General features: G+C 64.9%; 17 protein-coding genes. 7 read left to right on the forward strand and 10 right to left on the reverse strand.

Annotation, left to right across the window (positions count from 1 at the left end; all coding sequences use genetic code 11):
• Nucleotides 1-275: 275 nt before the first annotated feature.
• From speE to PQQ53_RS29910, 3 genes are all read left to right on the forward strand, one after another.
• Nucleotides 276-1,148 (forward strand): polyamine aminopropyltransferase, encoded by an 873-nt coding sequence (gene speE, locus PQQ53_RS29900; protein WP_408147764.1) that lies wholly within the window; start codon nucleotides 276-278, stop codon nucleotides 1,146-1,148.
• Nucleotides 1,149-1,259: 111 nt separating this feature from the next.
• Complete coding sequence (locus PQQ53_RS29905) at nucleotides 1,260-1,673, forward strand: VOC family protein (protein ID WP_121315707.1); 414 nt, start codon at nucleotides 1,260-1,262, stop codon at nucleotides 1,671-1,673.
• 19 nt (nucleotides 1,674-1,692) lie between these two features.
• Complete coding sequence (locus tag PQQ53_RS29910) at nucleotides 1,693-2,433, forward strand: 16S rRNA (uracil(1498)-N(3))-methyltransferase (RefSeq protein WP_408147762.1); 741 nt, start codon at nucleotides 1,693-1,695, stop codon at nucleotides 2,431-2,433.
• A 131-nt stretch (nucleotides 2,434-2,564) separates the two neighbouring features.
• Here PQQ53_RS29910 and PQQ53_RS29915 read toward each other — a convergent pair whose 3' ends face one another.
• The 3 genes from PQQ53_RS29915 to PQQ53_RS29925 all read right to left on the reverse strand — a co-directional run bounded on the left by PQQ53_RS29915 (nucleotide 2,565) and on the right by PQQ53_RS29925 (nucleotide 6,311).
• Nucleotides 2,565-3,125, reverse strand: a complete 561-nt coding sequence (locus PQQ53_RS29915) for a barstar family protein (protein WP_408147760.1) — start codon at nucleotides 3,123-3,125, stop codon at nucleotides 2,565-2,567.
• 16 nt (nucleotides 3,126-3,141) lie between these two features.
• Nucleotides 3,142-3,558, reverse strand: a complete 417-nt coding sequence (locus tag PQQ53_RS29920) for a ribonuclease (RefSeq protein ID WP_408328201.1) — start codon at nucleotides 3,556-3,558, stop codon at nucleotides 3,142-3,144.
• A 413-nt stretch (nucleotides 3,559-3,971) separates the two neighbouring features.
• Entirely contained in the window at nucleotides 3,972-6,311 is a 2,340-nt protein-coding gene (locus PQQ53_RS29925) for an NADP-dependent malic enzyme (RefSeq protein ID WP_408147757.1), read from the reverse strand.
• Nucleotides 6,312-6,518: 207 nt separating this feature from the next.
• On the opposite strand from PQQ53_RS29925, the gene thiL reads away from it, so the two are divergent.
• The 4 genes from thiL (at nucleotide 6,519) to PQQ53_RS29945 (ending at nucleotide 9,183) form a co-directional block, all read left to right on the forward strand.
• Nucleotides 6,519-7,520: a thiamine-phosphate kinase gene (gene thiL, locus PQQ53_RS29930; RefSeq protein WP_408147755.1), complete on the forward strand. Its 1,002-nt coding sequence runs from the start codon at nucleotides 6,519-6,521 to the stop codon at nucleotides 7,518-7,520.
• A complete protein-coding gene (locus PQQ53_RS29935; RefSeq protein ID WP_408147753.1) occupies nucleotides 7,510-8,082 on the forward strand; it encodes a phosphatidylglycerophosphatase A family protein in 573 nt (190 codons plus the stop codon). Before thiL ends, PQQ53_RS29935 begins: the two co-directional genes overlap by 11 nt.
• A gap of 64 nt (nucleotides 8,083-8,146) precedes the next feature.
• Complete coding sequence (locus PQQ53_RS29940) at nucleotides 8,147-8,647, forward strand: CinA family protein (RefSeq protein WP_408147751.1); 501 nt, start codon at nucleotides 8,147-8,149, stop codon at nucleotides 8,645-8,647.
• Between the two features lie 23 nt (nucleotides 8,648-8,670).
• Nucleotides 8,671-9,183 carry a cupin domain-containing protein gene (locus tag PQQ53_RS29945; protein WP_408156457.1) on the forward strand — a complete coding sequence of 171 codons (513 nt, stop codon included), beginning with the start codon at nucleotides 8,671-8,673 and terminating at the stop codon, nucleotides 9,181-9,183.
• 206 nt (nucleotides 9,184-9,389) lie between these two features.
• Here the strand turns inward: PQQ53_RS29945 and pyrF are convergent, their stop codons facing one another.
• The 7 genes from pyrF to PQQ53_RS29980 form a co-directional block, all read right to left on the reverse strand.
• Nucleotides 9,390-10,205 carry an orotidine-5'-phosphate decarboxylase gene (gene pyrF / locus PQQ53_RS29950; RefSeq protein ID WP_408328205.1) on the reverse strand — a complete coding sequence of 272 codons (816 nt, stop codon included), beginning with the start codon at nucleotides 10,203-10,205 and terminating at the stop codon, nucleotides 9,390-9,392.
• Between the two features lie 101 nt (nucleotides 10,206-10,306).
• Entirely contained in the window at nucleotides 10,307-11,431 is a 1,125-nt protein-coding gene (locus tag PQQ53_RS29955) for an aldose 1-epimerase (protein ID WP_408328208.1), read from the reverse strand.
• Nucleotides 11,432-11,640: 209 nt separating this feature from the next.
• Nucleotides 11,641-12,543 carry an SMP-30/gluconolactonase/LRE family protein gene (locus PQQ53_RS29960; protein WP_408147884.1) on the reverse strand — a complete coding sequence of 301 codons (903 nt, stop codon included), beginning with the start codon at nucleotides 12,541-12,543 and terminating at the stop codon, nucleotides 11,641-11,643.
• An 8-nt stretch (nucleotides 12,544-12,551) separates the two neighbouring features.
• Complete coding sequence (locus PQQ53_RS29965; protein WP_408156455.1) at nucleotides 12,552-13,352, reverse strand: SDR family NAD(P)-dependent oxidoreductase; 801 nt, start codon at nucleotides 13,350-13,352, stop codon at nucleotides 12,552-12,554.
• 52 nt (nucleotides 13,353-13,404) lie between these two features.
• The gene (araH, locus tag PQQ53_RS29970) at nucleotides 13,405-14,421 is read right to left on the reverse strand and encodes an L-arabinose ABC transporter permease AraH (protein WP_408147741.1); all 1,017 of its coding nucleotides are present in this window, start codon (nucleotides 14,419-14,421) and stop codon (nucleotides 13,405-13,407) included.
• 55 nt (nucleotides 14,422-14,476) lie between these two features.
• Nucleotides 14,477-16,018 (reverse strand): L-arabinose ABC transporter ATP-binding protein AraG, encoded by a 1,542-nt coding sequence (gene araG / locus PQQ53_RS29975; protein WP_408147739.1) that lies wholly within the window; start codon nucleotides 16,016-16,018, stop codon nucleotides 14,477-14,479.
• Nucleotides 16,019-16,273: 255 nt separating this feature from the next.
• Nucleotides 16,274-16,470, reverse strand: a 197-nt coding sequence (locus PQQ53_RS29980; protein ID WP_408328211.1) for a hypothetical protein, incomplete at its 5' end; no start/stop codon positions are given.

Below are 16,470 nucleotides of genomic sequence, written 5' to 3' on the forward strand. Positions count from 1 at the left end.
AGTCCGGAGACAGAGTCAGAAAGCGGTGCGCGCTTGAGGACCGGGAGCTCGAATGCCAGTTCGCTTCGGCGCACGATGCGGCGCCAGGAGCGCGAAACGGGCAGAGCAAACGGACAAGGCTGAAAGCGAGACATTCTAACAGAACGTTGCCCCGCCTCCGGCCCGGAAAGCCGCCTGGCTGTGAGTTTCACCGCACATACCGGGCTCTCGGCGCGCTTCGCGCTTTACAATCGGACAACCCGACCCACTGCGCTCCCGCTGGAGCCCCGACATTCGTGAGCGCTCCGCTGCTGTTCCAACCGAGTCCCGACGCCGTCTACGGATTTCCGCATGCGCGGCTCGTCGCGCGCGTCGATTCGCCCTATCAGCGCATCGAGGTGTGGGACACGCCGCAGCTCGGCCGGCTTTTCACGCTCGACGGTCGCCCGATGACGTCCACCGGCGACGAGTTCATCTACCACGAGTGCATGACGCATCCGATCGCGCTCGCGCATCCGGCGCCGCGCGCGGCGCTGGTGCTGGGCGGCGGCGACGGCGGCGCCGCGCGGCAGTTGCTGGCGCATCCGGACATCGAACGCATCGTGGTGGCGGAGCTGGATGCGGAAGTGGTCCGTCTGAGCCGCGAGCATTTGCCCGAGGTGCACGGCGGCGCACTCGACGATCCGCGTGTCGAACTGGTGGTCGGCGACGCCGCGCGGTATGTCGCGGCGGCGGCGTCGGCGCAGTTCGACCTGGTCGTGTTCGATCTGACGCCGCCGGATTCGCCCGCCGCCGGCCTGTACACGCCCGCCTTCTACGCGCAACTCAAGCGGACGATGCGTACGCCCGCCGCACTCTCGCTCCATCTCGGCTCGCCCTATTTCCACGCTCGACGCATCGCCGGCCTGCTCGACGATCTGCGCGCCGCCTTCAGCGCCGTCCGCACGATGAACACCTTCGTCCCGCTCTACGGCTCGCTGTGGATGATGGCGACCGCCAGCGACACGCTCGATCCCGCCGAACTCGCCGCCGACACGCTGACGGAGCGCGTCGCCGCTCGCCGTATCGGATCGCTGAAACACTACGATCCGTCCATGCATGCGGGACTCTTCTCGGCGTCCCGCTCTGTGCGCGATAAACTAGGCCAATTCTTAAAGCCATTAAGCTAACGTGTGGGCACAATGCCCGGTTGGGTCGGATCGCGTCTCGATACATCGTTAGGTGCACCCGCCTGAATCCGCAGCATGCGTCCCGCAAACCTTCAAGATCCGGAGAAGTCCATGACCGCCCCCCGCCCAGCCGGTGTGCCCTGGTTGACCCCCTATCTGACGGTACGCGACGCGCGTGCCGCGACTGCGTTTTTCTCTGCGGCATTCGGCTTCGAAGTTCGCGACAGTGTTCAGGACGACGGTGTCGTCATGCACGTCGAAATGACCTATCAAGGCCAGTTGATCGTGATGTTCGCGCCGGAAGGCGCGTTCGGCTCGGCTGCGAAAACACCCAAAAGCGCGGGCGCAATCGCCCCGCAATCGTTCTATGTCTATGTCGACGATGTCGACGCGGTTTATGCGCGGGCACTGGCTGCCGGTGCAAAATCGCTGAGCGAGCCGCAAGATCAATTCTGGGGCGACCGGTTCGCTCAGGTCGAAGATCTGGACGGCTACCGCTGGGCGCTCGCTCGCCACCTTTCCTGAGCTAATGAGTATTTTTTTGATGCCCCGCTTTTTCGTCGGTACGGCGCTAAACCCCGACGACATCATGCCGCTTCCCGATGACGTCGTGCGCCATGTTCTGGTGCTGCGTTTGCAGCCCGGTGATTCGATCGTGCTTTTCAACGGCGAGGGCGGCGAGTACAGCGCCGAGCTCGTCGAGATAGAACGCCGCTCGGCCAAAGTCAGAATTCACGAGTTCCGCCCGATCGAGGTCGAGGCGCCCTATCACCTCACGCTCGCGCAAGGCATTGCCAGTGGCGACAAGATGGACTGGCTGATCGAAAAGGCGGTCGAACTCGGCGCTTCGTGCTTCATGCCGCTGACCACCACACGCAGTGTCGTGCGGCTTTCCGGCGAGCGGGCACAGCGCCGGCATGCGCATTGGCAAGGCATCGTGCGCGCGTCGTGCGAACAATGCGGGCGCAACCGCCTGCCGGAAGTCATGCCGGTGCGCGAGATCGCCACCTGGCTGGGCGCGCTGTCCCGCGAACCCGGCGAAGGCGAATTGCGCATTCTGCTATCGCCGCGCGCCAGCATCAGTTTTTCGGCGCTGCCGGCCACACCTCCGACCGGCCGCGTGACCGTGCTGGTCGGCCCCGAAGGCGGTTTTTCCGCTGCCGAAGAAGCAGCGGCCACCGAGCACGGATTTACCGCCGTCGGCCTCGGACCACGCGTACTGCGCACCGAGACCGCGGGGATAGCGGTGCTTTCCGCGCTGGCGGCTCGCTGGGGTGGTTGGTAAGCAGTTGCACAACAGCCACGCGTAGGCGCAAGCAAGCCCCGCCAAAAGCAAAAGGCCCGCCGATTGGCGGGCCTTTTGCTCTTTCTCACTGCGGCGTCTACCGCGACTCGTAATGCCCAGTCAGGCAAAATTCAGGCGAACGAGTAAAACACGCGGAACGCCACCTTGCGCTCGGCCCAGAATTCGGCCGCCTCACGGAACACGTCCAGTAGGGTCTCGCGCCCTTCCTTGTCGAACTTCTGCGCGACCGGCAACTGTTCGAGCACGATCACAAAGCCCGGCTGCGCGCCGGCCTTATGGACGAGGTCGGTCAGGCAATCGTAGAGCGCGTCGTAGTTCTTGCCAAAATGCTTCGGGAACAGGAACGAGGTGGCGATGGTCTCGAGCACTTCCTGCTTGGACAGCGCGTTGGCGCAATACGCGTACAGAAAGTGCTGACCGAGTTGGCCGGCCTCGTCGGCGAGATCCTGCACGCGGAACGCGCGGATCGACTGCACGATGTTCGGTCGCACGGTCTTGAAAAGACTCATGGGCTCCTCGTTCGATGAAACCACGGCGCCTGCTTCGCCCTGGTTGTCGCGGCCCTGATCGCCGGCGCGCATCTTCATGACGCGTTGGAACAAATTGCCGTCGCCGGCCGCGAAAAGATCCGTCGCGACTCCGGTGTCGTGCGCGTAGACGTTGTCGCTCATACCGTTCATCCCGATGTCATTCAACAATACGATTAAAACTGGTGTAGTGGTCGTCCGAGTAGTAACAATTATCGGTTCGCTGTAGCGGACCACCGCAGACGATGCGAAGCGCCCCGCGATTACGCGCGCGAGGCGTGGGGACGGTGTATTCGTGGTAATAGCCGCGCCGATGGGCCGGCAGCAACCTTTCGCGATTGCCGAATACGATGCCGTCCTTCTCATACGGGTAAGGCCCGCCCGCGGCAATCAAGTTCAATGTATTGACCGCTTCGCGCGGCAACTGCGCCAGCGCGACCGTACCCCCCCCTTGTGCGTTCGCATCGGCGGGCGCCGTGTAGTCGCGTGCAAACGCGCCAGGCACGGAGCCAGATAACGCGCACAGCGTAAGAACAACGGTCAGCACGCTTTTGATGCGCAGCCACTTGCGTGCCATGTATCAGGGTTTCCCGCTGTTAGATCACGAGTTTGACGACCATGAAAGTCGTAAGGGTATCGCTAATGGCCTTTGGAATCAACGTTCGACGGGTAGCCTAAGCGTTCTCGATCGTGTGGAAAAGGCCGCAGTCGGGCCTTTGACGATTTTTGACAGAGTGTTTAGCCCAATCGGACTAAACTTAGCCTGACTGTGCAAATTGAAGGGAAATTCGGGCTAATCAGCAGGTCGCCTAGATGCGCCTTCATGCCGTGGCGAGCGCTGCGGCGCCGGCAGTCGTTGTGAAGGTGGAATGTGCTCATTGCCGTTTTTTGGGTGGCAATCCCCTGCTTGCCCTGAGGCGTGCCCATTGCGGGCACGCCGTTTTTTTGCATGGCACCCGACCATCCGGCGCCATGCATCAGCCGAACGGATCAGCGGGCAGCGATCACGTCCGCCACCAGCAGCGCCGTCATATTGACGATCCGGCGCACCGTCGCCGACGGCGTCAGCACGTGCACCGGCTGGGCCGCGCCCAACAGCATCGGGCCAATCGCGATGTTGTTGCCGGCCGCCGTCTTCAGCAGGTTGTACGAGATGTTGGCCGCGTCGATGTTCGGCAGCACCAGCAGGTTCGCGTCACCTTCGAGCGTCGAATCGGGCAGCACTTCGCGGCGCAGATTCGCGTCGAGCGCGACGTCGCCGTGCATCTCGCCATCCACCTGCAGTTCCGGCGCGCGTTCCCGCAGGATTTCCAGCGTGTCGCGCATCTTCTGCGCGGTCGGCGCGTTGCTCGAACCGAAGTTCGAGTGCGAGACCAGTGCGACCTTCGGCTCGATACCGAAACGGCGTACTTCGTCGGCGGCCATGATCGTGATTTCGGCGAGCTGCTCCGGCGTCGGATCGACGTTCACATGCGTATCGACCAGGAAAATCTGGCGATTCGGCAACACGAGCGCGTTCATCGCCGCGTAGACCTTGGCGCCTGCCTTCTTGCCGATCACCTGATCGATGAAGTGCAGATGCCGGTGCGTCGTGCTGACGGTGCCACAGATCATCCCGTCCGCTTCGCCCTTTTTCACCAGCATCGCGCCGATCAGCGTGGTGCGGCGACGCATCTCGAGCTTCGCCATTTGCGGCGTGATGCCCTTGCGCGACATCATCTTCGCGTATTCCTGCCAGAAATCGCGGTAACGCTCGTCATGATCGGTGTTCACGACCGTGTAGTCCTGACCCGCGACGAGGCGCAGACCGTAACGCGCAATGCGCTGCTCGATCACCGCCGGACGGCCGATCAGAATCGGCTTTGCCAGCTTTTCGTCGACGATGATCTGCATCGCGCGCAGCACGCGCTCTTCTTCGCCTTCCGCGAACACGATGCGCTTCTTCTCCGGCTCGACGCTGCGCGCGAGCTGGAAAATCGGCTTCATGGTCGTGCCGCTGTGATACACGAACTGCTGCAGATGCTGTTCGTACGCATCCATGTCCTCGATCGGACGCTCGGCGACGCCGCAATCCATCGCAGCCTTCGCCACCGCCGGCGCGACCTTGACGATCAGACGCGGGTCGAACGGCTTCGGAATCAGATATTCCGGGCCGAACGACAGATCCTGAATGCCATAGGCCGTCGCGACGATGTCGCTCTGCTCCTGGCGCGCCAGTTCGGCGATCGCGTTGACCGCGGCAATTTCCATTTCCCGCGTGACTGTCGTCGCGCCGGCATCCAGTGCGCCGCGGAACAGGAACGGGAACACCAGCACGTTGTTCACCTGGTTCGGGTAATCGGTGCGGCCCGTGCACAGCACGGCGTCCGGGCGCACTTCGAGTGCCAGTTCCGGCAGGATTTCCGGTGTCGGATTGGCCAGCGCCAGAATCAGCGGCTTGTCGGCCATCTGCTTGACCATGTCCTGCTTGAGCACGCCGCCGGCCGACAGGCCGAGGAACACGTCCGCGCCGCCGATCGCTTCGGCGAGCGTGCGGGCGTCGGTTTCACGCGCAAAGCGCTCCTTGTCCGGGTCCATCAGTTCGACGCGACCCTTGTAGACCACACCGGCCAGGTCGGTCACGGTAATGTTTTCGAGCGGCAGGCCGATGTCGACCAGCAGATCCAGACAGGCCAGCGCAGCCGCGCCCGCGCCGGAGGACACCAGCTTGACGTTCTTGATGTCCTTGCCGACCACCTTCAGACCGTTGGTGATGGCCGCCGCGACGACGATCGCGGTGCCGTGCTGGTCGTCGTGGAAGACCGGAATCTTCATGCGCTTGCGGCACTCGCGCTCGACGATGAAGCAGTCCGGCGCCTTGATGTCTTCCAGGTTGATGCCGCCGAAAGTCGGCTCCAGCGCGGCGATCACGTCGACCAGCTTGTGCGGGTCCGACTCGTTCAGCTCGATATCGAACACGTCGATGCCGGCGAACTTCTTGAACAGAACGGCCTTGCCTTCCATGACCGGCTTCGACGCGAGCGGCCCGATGTTGCCCAGACCCAGCACCGCGGTACCGTTCGTGACGACGCCGACCAGGTTGCTGCGCGCGGTGAAACGCGCGGCGTTCAGCGGGTTTTCGACGATTTCCTCGCACGCGAACGCGACGCCAGGCGAATACGCCAGCGCGAGGTCGCGCTGGTTGATCATCTGCTTGGTCGGGGCGATGGCGATCTTCCCGGGGGTCGGGAACTCGTGGTAATCGAGTGCGGCTTCGCGGAGTTTGCTATTGACGGGATTCGACATAAGGCGGGCTTCGAAGTGCGGATTAGAATAGACGTTCGACGGCATTGTAGCCCCAATTGCCTACGCGATTCCTTCAATACGGGTACAACTGCCGCGACTTAAACGGCGCGAACGGGCGGGCCGCCATGCGCCGCCCAAGAGCGACCCGAAGCGGTGCGGCCGGGGAATCCGGCGCCGATCGCGTAGCAGCTTCGTACAATGCGCGCCGTTAGCCGCAGTTCGCGGCACTTATCCCGTTCACCATTGGCCAACATGCTCTCCGAGTTTTCGCTGATCGACCGTTTCTTTGCCCGCCGGGCCGCCGCCGCTCGACCGTCCGACGCCGCCGCCGGCGCGCTCGGCATCGGCGACGACTGCGCCCTGCTCGCGCCGCGCGCGGGCGAAATGCTGGCGATATCGACGGATATGCTGGTAGAAGGCCGCCACTTCCTCGCCGATGTCGATCCCGAAGCGCTCGGTCACAAGACACTCGCGGTGAATCTGTCGGACCTCGCCGCGATGGGCGCGCAGCCGCAGGCGTTCACGCTGGCGTTCTCGTTGCCGAAAGCGGACGAAGCCTGGCTCGCCGCATTCAGCGAAGGACTATTCGCGCTGGCGGGGCGCTACGGCTGCGAACTGATCGGCGGCGACACGACGGGCGGCCCGCTGAATCTGTGCGTGACCGTGTTCGGCAGCGTGCCGCCGCGAGCGGCGCTGCGTCGCGACGCCGCCCAGCCGGGCGACGACATCTGGATTTCCGGCACCCTCGGCGACGCGCGCGCCGGCCTCGGCGTGCTACGTGGCGAGTGGTCGGCCGATGCCGACGACACTGCGACGTTTCGTCGCGCCCTCGAACGGCCGGAGCCGCGCGTACCGCTCGGGCTGGCGCTGCGCGGCATCGCGCATGCGGCGTTGGACCTGTCGGACGGCCTCGCGGGCGATCTGCTGCACATCCTCGAACGCTCGCGCATGCACGCCACGGTCGATGCCGACGCCGTGCCGCGCTCCGCCGCGCTGCGCCGCCTCGCGCCCGACATTCAACGACGCTGCACACTCGCCGGCGGCGACGACTACGAACTGTGCTTCACCGCACCGGCCACGGCGCGCGCCGCGGTCGAAGCGGCCGGACGCGGGGCGGCCGTACCGGTCACCCGCGTCGGTACAATAAGCGCACTCCCGGCGGCAGACGACCGCCCCGCCATCGACTGGCGCGATGCCGCCGGCGCGCCACTCACCCTGACGTTGCAAGGCTTCGATCACTTCCATGCAGACTGACCCCCCGCTCCGCCCCGCCGACGATCTCATCGGCGGCGAGCCGCCCCAGACGCCGCAACCTCGTGCGCCACGGCCTCAGCCGCGCCGCGCCACCGCGCGTTTCATGCTCTCGCATCCGTTGCACCTGCTCTCGCTGGGGTTCGGCAGCGGCTTGTCGCCGGTGGCGCCGGGCACGATCGGCACGCTGTTCGCGTGGGCGTCGTTCGCCGTGCTGAGCCGCTATCTGACCGTGATCGAGTGGGGCGTGCTGATCGGCGTAGGCTTCATCGGCGGCATTGCGATTTGCGGTTTTACCGCCAGGCGGCTCGGCATCGACGATCCGTCGCCGGTCGTGTGGGATGAAATCATCGCCTTCTGGCTGGTGCTGCTGATGGTCACGCCGGCCACGCTGACCGGCCAGCTGTGGGCATTCATCGTGTTCCGCTTCTTCGACATGGTGAAGCCGCCGCCCATCAGTTATTTCGACCGCCGTCTGAAAGGCGGCTTTGGCATCATGTTCGATGACCTGGTCGCCGCTTTTTTCACGTTGCTCGTGATTGCGCTCTGGCGCATGTCGGTGTAACCGCCACCCGGCAATCGCCGCCTGCCGTGCCTGATCGCCGGCTCCCGTTTTCCGGATTGACGCCATGCCTACCGATTCCGTCGTTCACCAGCTCGCGATTCGCGTGAGCAACCGTCTGCGCGACGAACGCCTGATGCTCGTCACCGCCGAGTCCTGCACGGGCGGCATGGTGGCGACCGCCATTACCGACATTTCCGGCAGCAGCGGCTGGTTCGAGCGCGGCTTCGTCACGTATTCGAATCAGGCGAAGAGCGAGATGATCGGCGTGCCCGGCGATCTGATCGACAAGCACGGCGCGGTCAGTGAGCCGGTGGCGCGCGCAATGGCCGAGGGCGCGCTGCGCAACAGCCGCGCGCAGGTGTCGCTGTCGATCACCGGCGTCGCCGGACCGGGCGGCGGCACCGAGACCAAGCCGGTCGGCATGGTGTCGTTCGGCTGGAGCAACCGGCTGCATACGTCGGTGGAAACGAAGATCTTCAAGGGCGACCGCGAACAGATCCGCGTGCAGGCCGCGGCGCATGCGCTGCGCGGCGTGCTCGCGCTGCTCGACGAGCGCGAACATTGACCCTCGTTCGACAGGCGGGAACGATGCCGGATTCGCACGCAAGCAGGGACGAACTGATCCGCCGCTTCGATCTGAAGCCGCATCCGGAAGGCGGTTTTTTTAACGAGACGTATCGGTCGGCGCAGCGTGTGATTCGCGACGGCGGTTCAACGCAGAATCGCTCGGCGTCGACCGCGATCTACTACCTGCTCTGCGACGGCGCGCATTCGGCGTGGCATCGGATCAGGTCCGACGAAGTCTGGCACTTCTATGCGGGCGAGCCGTTGAATGTCCACGTGCTCGATGCGAGCGGCACGCTGGTCACGCATAAGCTGGGCAATGCGCTGACGCATCGCGACGCCGTGTTTCAGGCAGTGGTGCCGGCGGGCCTCTGGTTCGCGGCGGAATGCGCCGATCCGGCGACGTTCGCGCTGGTGGGTTGCACGGTCGCCCCGGGATTCGAATTCAGCGAGTTTGAGATCGCGGATATGGATGCGCTGAAGGCGGAGCATCCACAGCATGCGGGGTTGATTGCGCGGCTGGGACCGGTGCGTTGAGCAGAGCTTTCGGTGGTTAGCCGCGGTGCTTGGCTAGCCAGCCGGTCGGCCAGGTCTTGTGAACCTCGTCCAACTCCCATCAGGCACAACGGTCTGAACGGTTCCGAACCGATCTTCTGAAACCGGCCCGCACCCGGGCCGTTCAAACAGCCGGCCATTACTGCGTGGCCGGCGTCGCCGGCTTCACCAGCCACGGCTTCCCGCGCTTACCGGAACGCGTTGATCCGGTCACGCGTTTCCATCGCGGCCTTCGCGGCGGCTTGCGCGAAATCGTCGCCCTTGCCCGCGTAGATGATCGCGCGCGACGAGTTGATCAGCATGCCCGTGCCGTTCGCGGTGCGCCCGGCGTTGACGGTCGCCTCGACATCGCCGCCTTGCGCGCCGATGCCCGGAATCAGCAACGGCATATCGCCGACGATCCCCCGCACTACTTCGATTTCCTTCGGGAACGTCGCGCCGACCACCAGCGCCAGTTGGCCGCTCGCGTTCCACTTGTCCGCCGCCAGTTGCGCGACGACCTGGTACAGCGGACGGCCGCCCGTCTCCAGGAATTGCAGATCGGAGCCGCCCGCATTCGACGTGCGGCACAGCACGATCACGCCCTTGCCTTCGTGCTCCAGATACGGCTGGATCGAGTCGAAACCCATGTACGGATTCACCGTCACCGCGTCCGCCTGGTAGCGCTCGAACGCTTCGAGCGCGTACTGTTCGGCGGTGCTGCCGATGTCGCCGCGCTTCGCGTCCAGAATCACCGGCAGGCCGGGATGGTTCGCGTGAATGTGGGCGATCAGTTGTCCGAGCTGGTCTTCCGCGCGATGCGCGGCGAAGTAGGCGATCTGCGGCTTGAACGACGACGCGTACGGCGCGGTCGCATCGACGATCGTGCGGCAGAAATCGAAAATCGCATCGGACCGGCCGGCGAGCGCGCCGGGAAATTTGCTCGGCTCGGGGTCGAGGCCGACGCACAGCAGCGAGTTCGTGCGCTGCCAGGCGTCGTTGAGTGTCTGGATGAAATGGGACATGGTGGGTCTCGCGGCGAGCCGGTAATCGGAAGAGGCGGGTATTTTACCTGTCCTGCGCGGCGGCCCGCGCCCAAACGTCGCCCGCCGCCCCGCCCCACGACTTACTGCCGCCGCGCCCCGCGCGCGCCGGGCATCGAACGCAGCCCGGTACGTTCGACGGTAAATCGGAACGTCCGCGTCAGCCGCTCGCCGCGCGCGAGCAGCGTCATGCCGTTTTCGGATGCGCCGCCGGCCAGATTCATCGCGTTGATCGGATGATCGACGGGCTCGAAGCAGAAAAACTCTTCACCGGGCGGCGTGTACAGCACGTAGTAATCGGTATCGGCGGCGATGTTCAACGACAGACGGCGCTTCGGCCACACCACCGCCGCCTGGCCGCTCCAGCCGGTAAAAGCATGGTTGACGATGGTCTCCGGCAACGGATACGCGACGCCGAATTGCCACGCGGGCGGCGCCGGCACATGGCGCATCGGCAGCCAGTCTTCACCGGAGAGCCACAGACCGCCGGCCGCCGCCGACAGCTCGGTGTCCGCATCGCGCACGAAGAACGGATGCAAACCCAGCCCGAACGGCAGCGCGTCGCGCCCGGCGTTTTCGATCTCCAGCGTGACGACGAGCGTCGGGCCGTCCAGCGTATAGGTTTGCGCCGCGCGGTACGCGTACGGCTTGCCGTCATGCCGATCGAGCGTCAGGCGCACGTTTTCGCGATCCGACTCCGCCACCTGCCACGCCGAGAGCCAGCCGTCGCCGTGAATCGGCAACGGTTCGTCGGCGCGATTGCGCGGTACCTCGACGCGCCGCCCCGCCACGTTGAAATGCCCGCCGCCGATCCGGTTCGAATACGGCAGCAGCGGATAGCAGGCAAGCTGGTTCGGCTGCGTGTCGGCACCGACGTGGCGGCAGCGCCGGAAAATCGGCGTGAGCGCACCGTCGTTGCGCCAGTCGAAACGGGTGACGCCGCCGCCGAGCGTCGGCGCGACGTCGAGCCGCAAATGCGCGTTGGCGAGCGTGATGCACGCGACATCGCCGGCGCTGCCTTCGCCGACCGCCACCGCCGACGTGCTCGGCCCGGCCAGCACCGGATTGGCGGCCGCGGCGAGGCGCGAGCGCCGGCTCTGCGAGGTCGATGCAGAAGCGGACGTAGAAGCGGAAGCGGACGAAGAAGCGGAAGAAGAAGCGAGCGAAGAAACGGGTGAGGAAGCGGAAACAAGATTCGCAACAGTCATATCTGGCTCCATCGAGAGGCGAGGGACGTTGCCGTCATTGCTGACGGATGCTGTAGGGCGACTTTCTGGAACGGGTCGCCTCTGGGTCCAACTGCATGCTGCCGATTTGCTGCCACTGGAATTGCGACATTACCTTCTGGTTCACTTTCAAAAACATGGCGAGACGTGCCCGCAGTGCGGCCCCGCGAACGGTGCTGCCTCATTCTGCGCTAGGCGGGCGCGCCCTGGAACTCCGGCTCGGGCAAACCGTGCCGTTCGACCGGCGCGACGAACACGCCGCCCGCCCGAGTATCGGCCGCAAGCGCGGCGGCGTCGAGGTCGGCGCGCGCGCTCGTCATGTACAGCGTGTCGAGTTCGGGACCGCCGAGCGCGACGCAACTCGGCTGCGCGGTCGGCACGTCGACGCGCTCGGTTTCCACACCGTCGGGACCGTAGCGCACTACGCTCGCGCCTGCCCACTGCGCGTTCCACAGCCCGCCGTCGCGATCGACGGTCGAGCCGTCCGGCTCCACGCCCGCGTCGGTCACGCGCGCAAACAGCCGATCGTTGGCGACACTGCCGTCCGCGCGATAGTCACACGAGCGGATTTCCGGCACCTTCGAATCACAGTAGTACATCGTCGCGCCGTCGGGACTGAACGCGATGCTGTTCGAGATGGCCGGCGCAGGCAACGGCAGGCGCTCCAGCGACAGATCGTGATTGAGCCGGTAAAAGCCGGCGACCGGTTGCGCCAGTCCACTTTCGTCTTTCGTGCCGAACACGAAGCGCCCCTGACGGTCGCAACGGCCGTCGTTCACGCGCGTGTTCAAGCCGGGCTCCACGTCGACGATGCGCTGCGTCTTGCCCGTCGTCAGATCGAAAAACGCCAGATGCGTGGCGAGACCGAGCAGCAGGTAGCGGGGATTCGCACACAGCGCGAACGTCGCGAGCCGCTCGGGCATCGGCCAGAACGTGCTGCCGCCGTCGCGCGGATCGTAGCGCCACAGGCGCGCGCCTTCGATATCGGTCCAGTAGAAGCGGCCGGTTCTCGCGCACCACGTCGCGGCTTCGCCGAGCGTGCATTGCGTGTCGATCAGCAACGACGCGCGCGACGCAGCGGCGTGCGACGGCATGTCAGCGCTCACGCCCAACCTCCATCGACGACGATGTCCTGCGCGGTGATCATCTTGCTGTCGTCGGCGGCAAGGAACAGCGCCATGCGCGCGAGGTCGGACGGCTCAAGCTCGGCGTCGATGCACTGCCCTTCCTTGATCTGGCGGCGGCCGGTGTCGTCGAGCCACAAGCGCTTCTGCTTCTCCGTCATCACCCAGCCCGGCACCAGCGTATTGACGCGAATGTTGAAGTGTCCGAGGTCGCGCGCGAGACCGCGCGTCAAACCCTGCACCGCCGACTTCGACATCACGTACACCGGATAGCCACCGTTCTTCAACATCCAGCTGATCGAGCCGAGGTTGATGATCGAGCCGCTGTTGGCCGCCTTCATATCTTCCATCACGGCCTGGGCCGCGAAGAACTGGTGGCGGATATTCACCGCGATGCCCGCGTCGAAAAACTCGCGCGACACTTCGCCGATCGTGTGGCGCTTGTCGTTCGCCGCGTTGTTGACCAGCACCTGGATGGGCCCGAGCGAGGCCTTCACATCGGCGATCGCTTTCTGCAGCGCGTCGATGTCGGTCAGATCGCACGTCAGGAACAGCGGCTTGTGCTTCGAATCGCCGAGTTCGTCGGCGAGCGCTTCACCGGCGCTCGCGTCGATATCGAAGAACGCGACGCGTGCGCCTTGCGCCGCGAAATGCTCGACGAACGATGCGCCGATACCGGTCGCGCCGCCCGTGATCAACACCGTACGGTCGACGAGACTCGGATAGCGCGCGAACGCGCTGTCCGCGAGACGGGCATTTGCATTGGCCGGAGACGACATCGTTCGATTCCTTTGAGAGCTGATTGGATAAGTGACGGGTTCAGTCGCGGGTTCAGTCGCGCGAGCCGCGATTCTTCAACTGGTCGAGCAGCACGGCGGCGAGCAGAATCGCGCCACGCACGAGGTACTGATAGAACGCGTCGATGTTCATCAGGTTCATCACGTTCTCGACGGTGCCCATGATCAGCACGCCGATCACGACGCCGGAAATCGTCGCGCGCCCACCGAGCAGCGACACGCCGCCCAGCACGCACGCCGAGATCACGTTCAGCTCGAAGCCTTCCGCGGCATTCGGCTGACCCGACGTGATGCGCGACGCCAGAATCACACCGGCCAGCGCGGTCACCGCACCTTGAATCAGGAAGATGTAGACGCGCGTGCGTTCGACATTGATACCCGCCAGACGCGACGCTTCCGGATTGCCGCCGATCGCGAGCGTATTGCGGCCGTACACGGTCTGGTTGAGCATCACGCCGAACACGATGAAGCACAGCAGCGTGACCCAGATCGGCAGCGACACGCCGAAGAAGCTCAAGCCGCCCAGCTCGATGAATGTCTCCGACGACACGCCCACGGCTTGACCGTGCGACACGATGAAGCCGAGGCCGCGGACGATTTCCATCGTCGCGAGCGTCGTGATCAGCGCGTTGATGCGCAGATACGCGATCACCGCGCCGTTGACGAAACCGATCACCGCGCCCGCCGCGACCGCCGCGATGATCGCGATAAACGTGTTACCCGTGGCGTTGAGCACCATCGCGCACAACACACCGGCGAACGCGACGGTCGAGCCCACGGAGAGGTCGAAGTCGCGCGAGGCGAGACAGAACATCATCGTGCACGCGACCATGCCGATCTGCGAAATCGACAGCGCGAGGCCGAGCATGTTCTCGATCGAGAAGAAGTGATCGACGGTCAGCGACATCGTGACGAACATCACGACGAAGATCACGATCAGGCTGTACTCGGTGATCTGCTGCCACCATTTCGCCTTGTCGTTGGCTTGCGGAATCAGCGCATCGGCGGCGCTTTTGGCGGCCTGTTGCGCGAGGTTTTCTCTGGCTTGCATGTTCAATACTCCTCCCGTATCCCCACGGGTTGCCGGACTTGCGTCCAAATAAGGTTCAGGCCGCGTGCTGGGCGGCGGCTGCGGTCGTCTCAGGCAGCGCGGTCGAGCTTTGCGGCAGCGCGAGGCTCAACACCGATTGCTCCGTGGCATCCTGGCGCGCCAGTTCGCCGGAAATCCGGCCCTGACGCATCACGACGATGCGGTCGGACACGCCGAGCACTTCCGGCAATTCCGACGAAATCATCACGATCGCGCAGCCGCGTTCGGCCAGCTGATAGATCACGTTGTAGATTTCATGCTTCGCGCCGACGTCGATGCCGCGCGTCGGCTCGTCGAGAATCACGACTTTCAGATCGGGCTCGGCGAGCCAGCGCGACAGAATCGCCTTCTGCTGATTGCCGCCCGACAGGAAACGGATCTTCTGGCGGCGGCTCGGCGTCTTGATCTTCAGCAGCTTGATGAAACGGTCCGCGGTTTCCGCTTCCTTTTTGCGGTCGAGGAACATCCCCGCGCGCAGATAGTGACGTCGGCAACTGATGTTGATGTTCTCCGAGACCGTCGCCATCGCGACGATGCCCTCTTCCTTGCGGTCTTCCGGACACAGCACGATGCCGTGCCTGATCGCTTCGCCCGCGCTGCGCACCTTGATCGGCTTGCCGTCGAGCAGCAGTTCGCCGCCCTTCTTGTGATCCGCGCCGTAGACCAGATGCATCAGCTCGCTGCGGCCCGCGCCCACCAGTCCGAAGAAGCCGACGATCTCGCCGCGCCGCACTTCGAAGCTGGCCGGTTGCGCGAGCGCATGGCCTTCGATCGCTTTCGCCGCGAAGCGCACTTCGCCGAGCGGGCGCGCCGAATAGTTGTAGATGTCCGAAATTTCACGCCCCACCATCTCGCTGACGATGGTGTCGCGCGACACGCCTTCGAGCGTCGGATGCGAAGCGATCTTGCGGCCGTCGCGGAAGATCGTGCAGGCGTCGCACAACTCGTAGATCTCGTCCATGCGGTGCGAGATGTAGATCATCGCCCGGTTGTCGGCGCGCAGATCGCGCACCAGCTTGAACAGCACCTCTGTCTCGCGATGCGACAGGGAACTGGTCGGCTCGTCGAGCGCGATCACCCGTGCGTTGCGCAGCAGCGCCTTGCAGATTTCGACCATCTGCCGTTGCGCGATCGAGAGCTTGCGCAGCTTCGCGTTCGGATCGAGCGCGACGCCCATTGCTTCGAGGCGTTCGCGCACGAAGCGTTTGGCTTCGCGCTTGTTGACCCAGCCGAGCGAGTTCGGCAGCTGGCCGAGCAGCAGGTTTTCCGCGACCGTCAGATCGGGCACGTACTGCAGTTCCTGGTGAATCACCGCGATTCCCGCCGCGATCGACGACGCCGCGCTCGAAAAGCGCACCTCGTTGCCGTCGATCAGCACGCGGCCCGAATCGGGCTGATATTCACCGCCGAGTATCTTCAACAGGGTCGATTTCCCTGCGCCGTTTTCGCCCATCAGGCCGTGAACCTGGCCGACGTTGACGTCGAAGGACACACCGTCGAGCGCACGCACGCCTGGAAAGACTTTGCCGATATTGTCAAAACGTAGCGTCGCTGACACTTCGCCTCCTATGTCGACCGGTGTGAGTGCTTTGGCTGTCGGCCGGCGTTCGTGCTTCAGCACTGACTCCGGTCCCATGCAAAGCTCTTACTCCGGTCCCATGTAACTTGTTGCAGTCGCCGGGCGTAGCGCTTGAGTGCTTATCCCGAACTTATGCAAGATAGTTGCCGTTTCATGTGAACCGCGCCTCGCCGTGCCTCGAACTTCGTACCTCACGGGCAGGCGCAAACATGGCTTGTCTCTACTGCTGATCTTTTATTGCTGCTGCCGGGGGGGGGCGGGTGGGGGGGGGCGGGGGCGGGGGGGGGGGGGGGGGGGGGCCGGGGGGGCCCGGGGGGGGGGGGGGGGGTGGGGGGGGGGGGGGGGGGCCCGGGGGGGGGGGGGGGGGGGGGGGGGCCCGGGGGGGGGGGGGGGGGGGGGGGGGGGGGGGGGGGGGGCGGGGGGGGGGGGGG

It is taken from the genome of Paraburkholderia strydomiana (genome assembly GCF_046030495.1).
GTDB classification, from domain to species: Bacteria; Pseudomonadota; Gammaproteobacteria; order Burkholderiales; family Burkholderiaceae; genus Paraburkholderia; species Paraburkholderia strydomiana_A.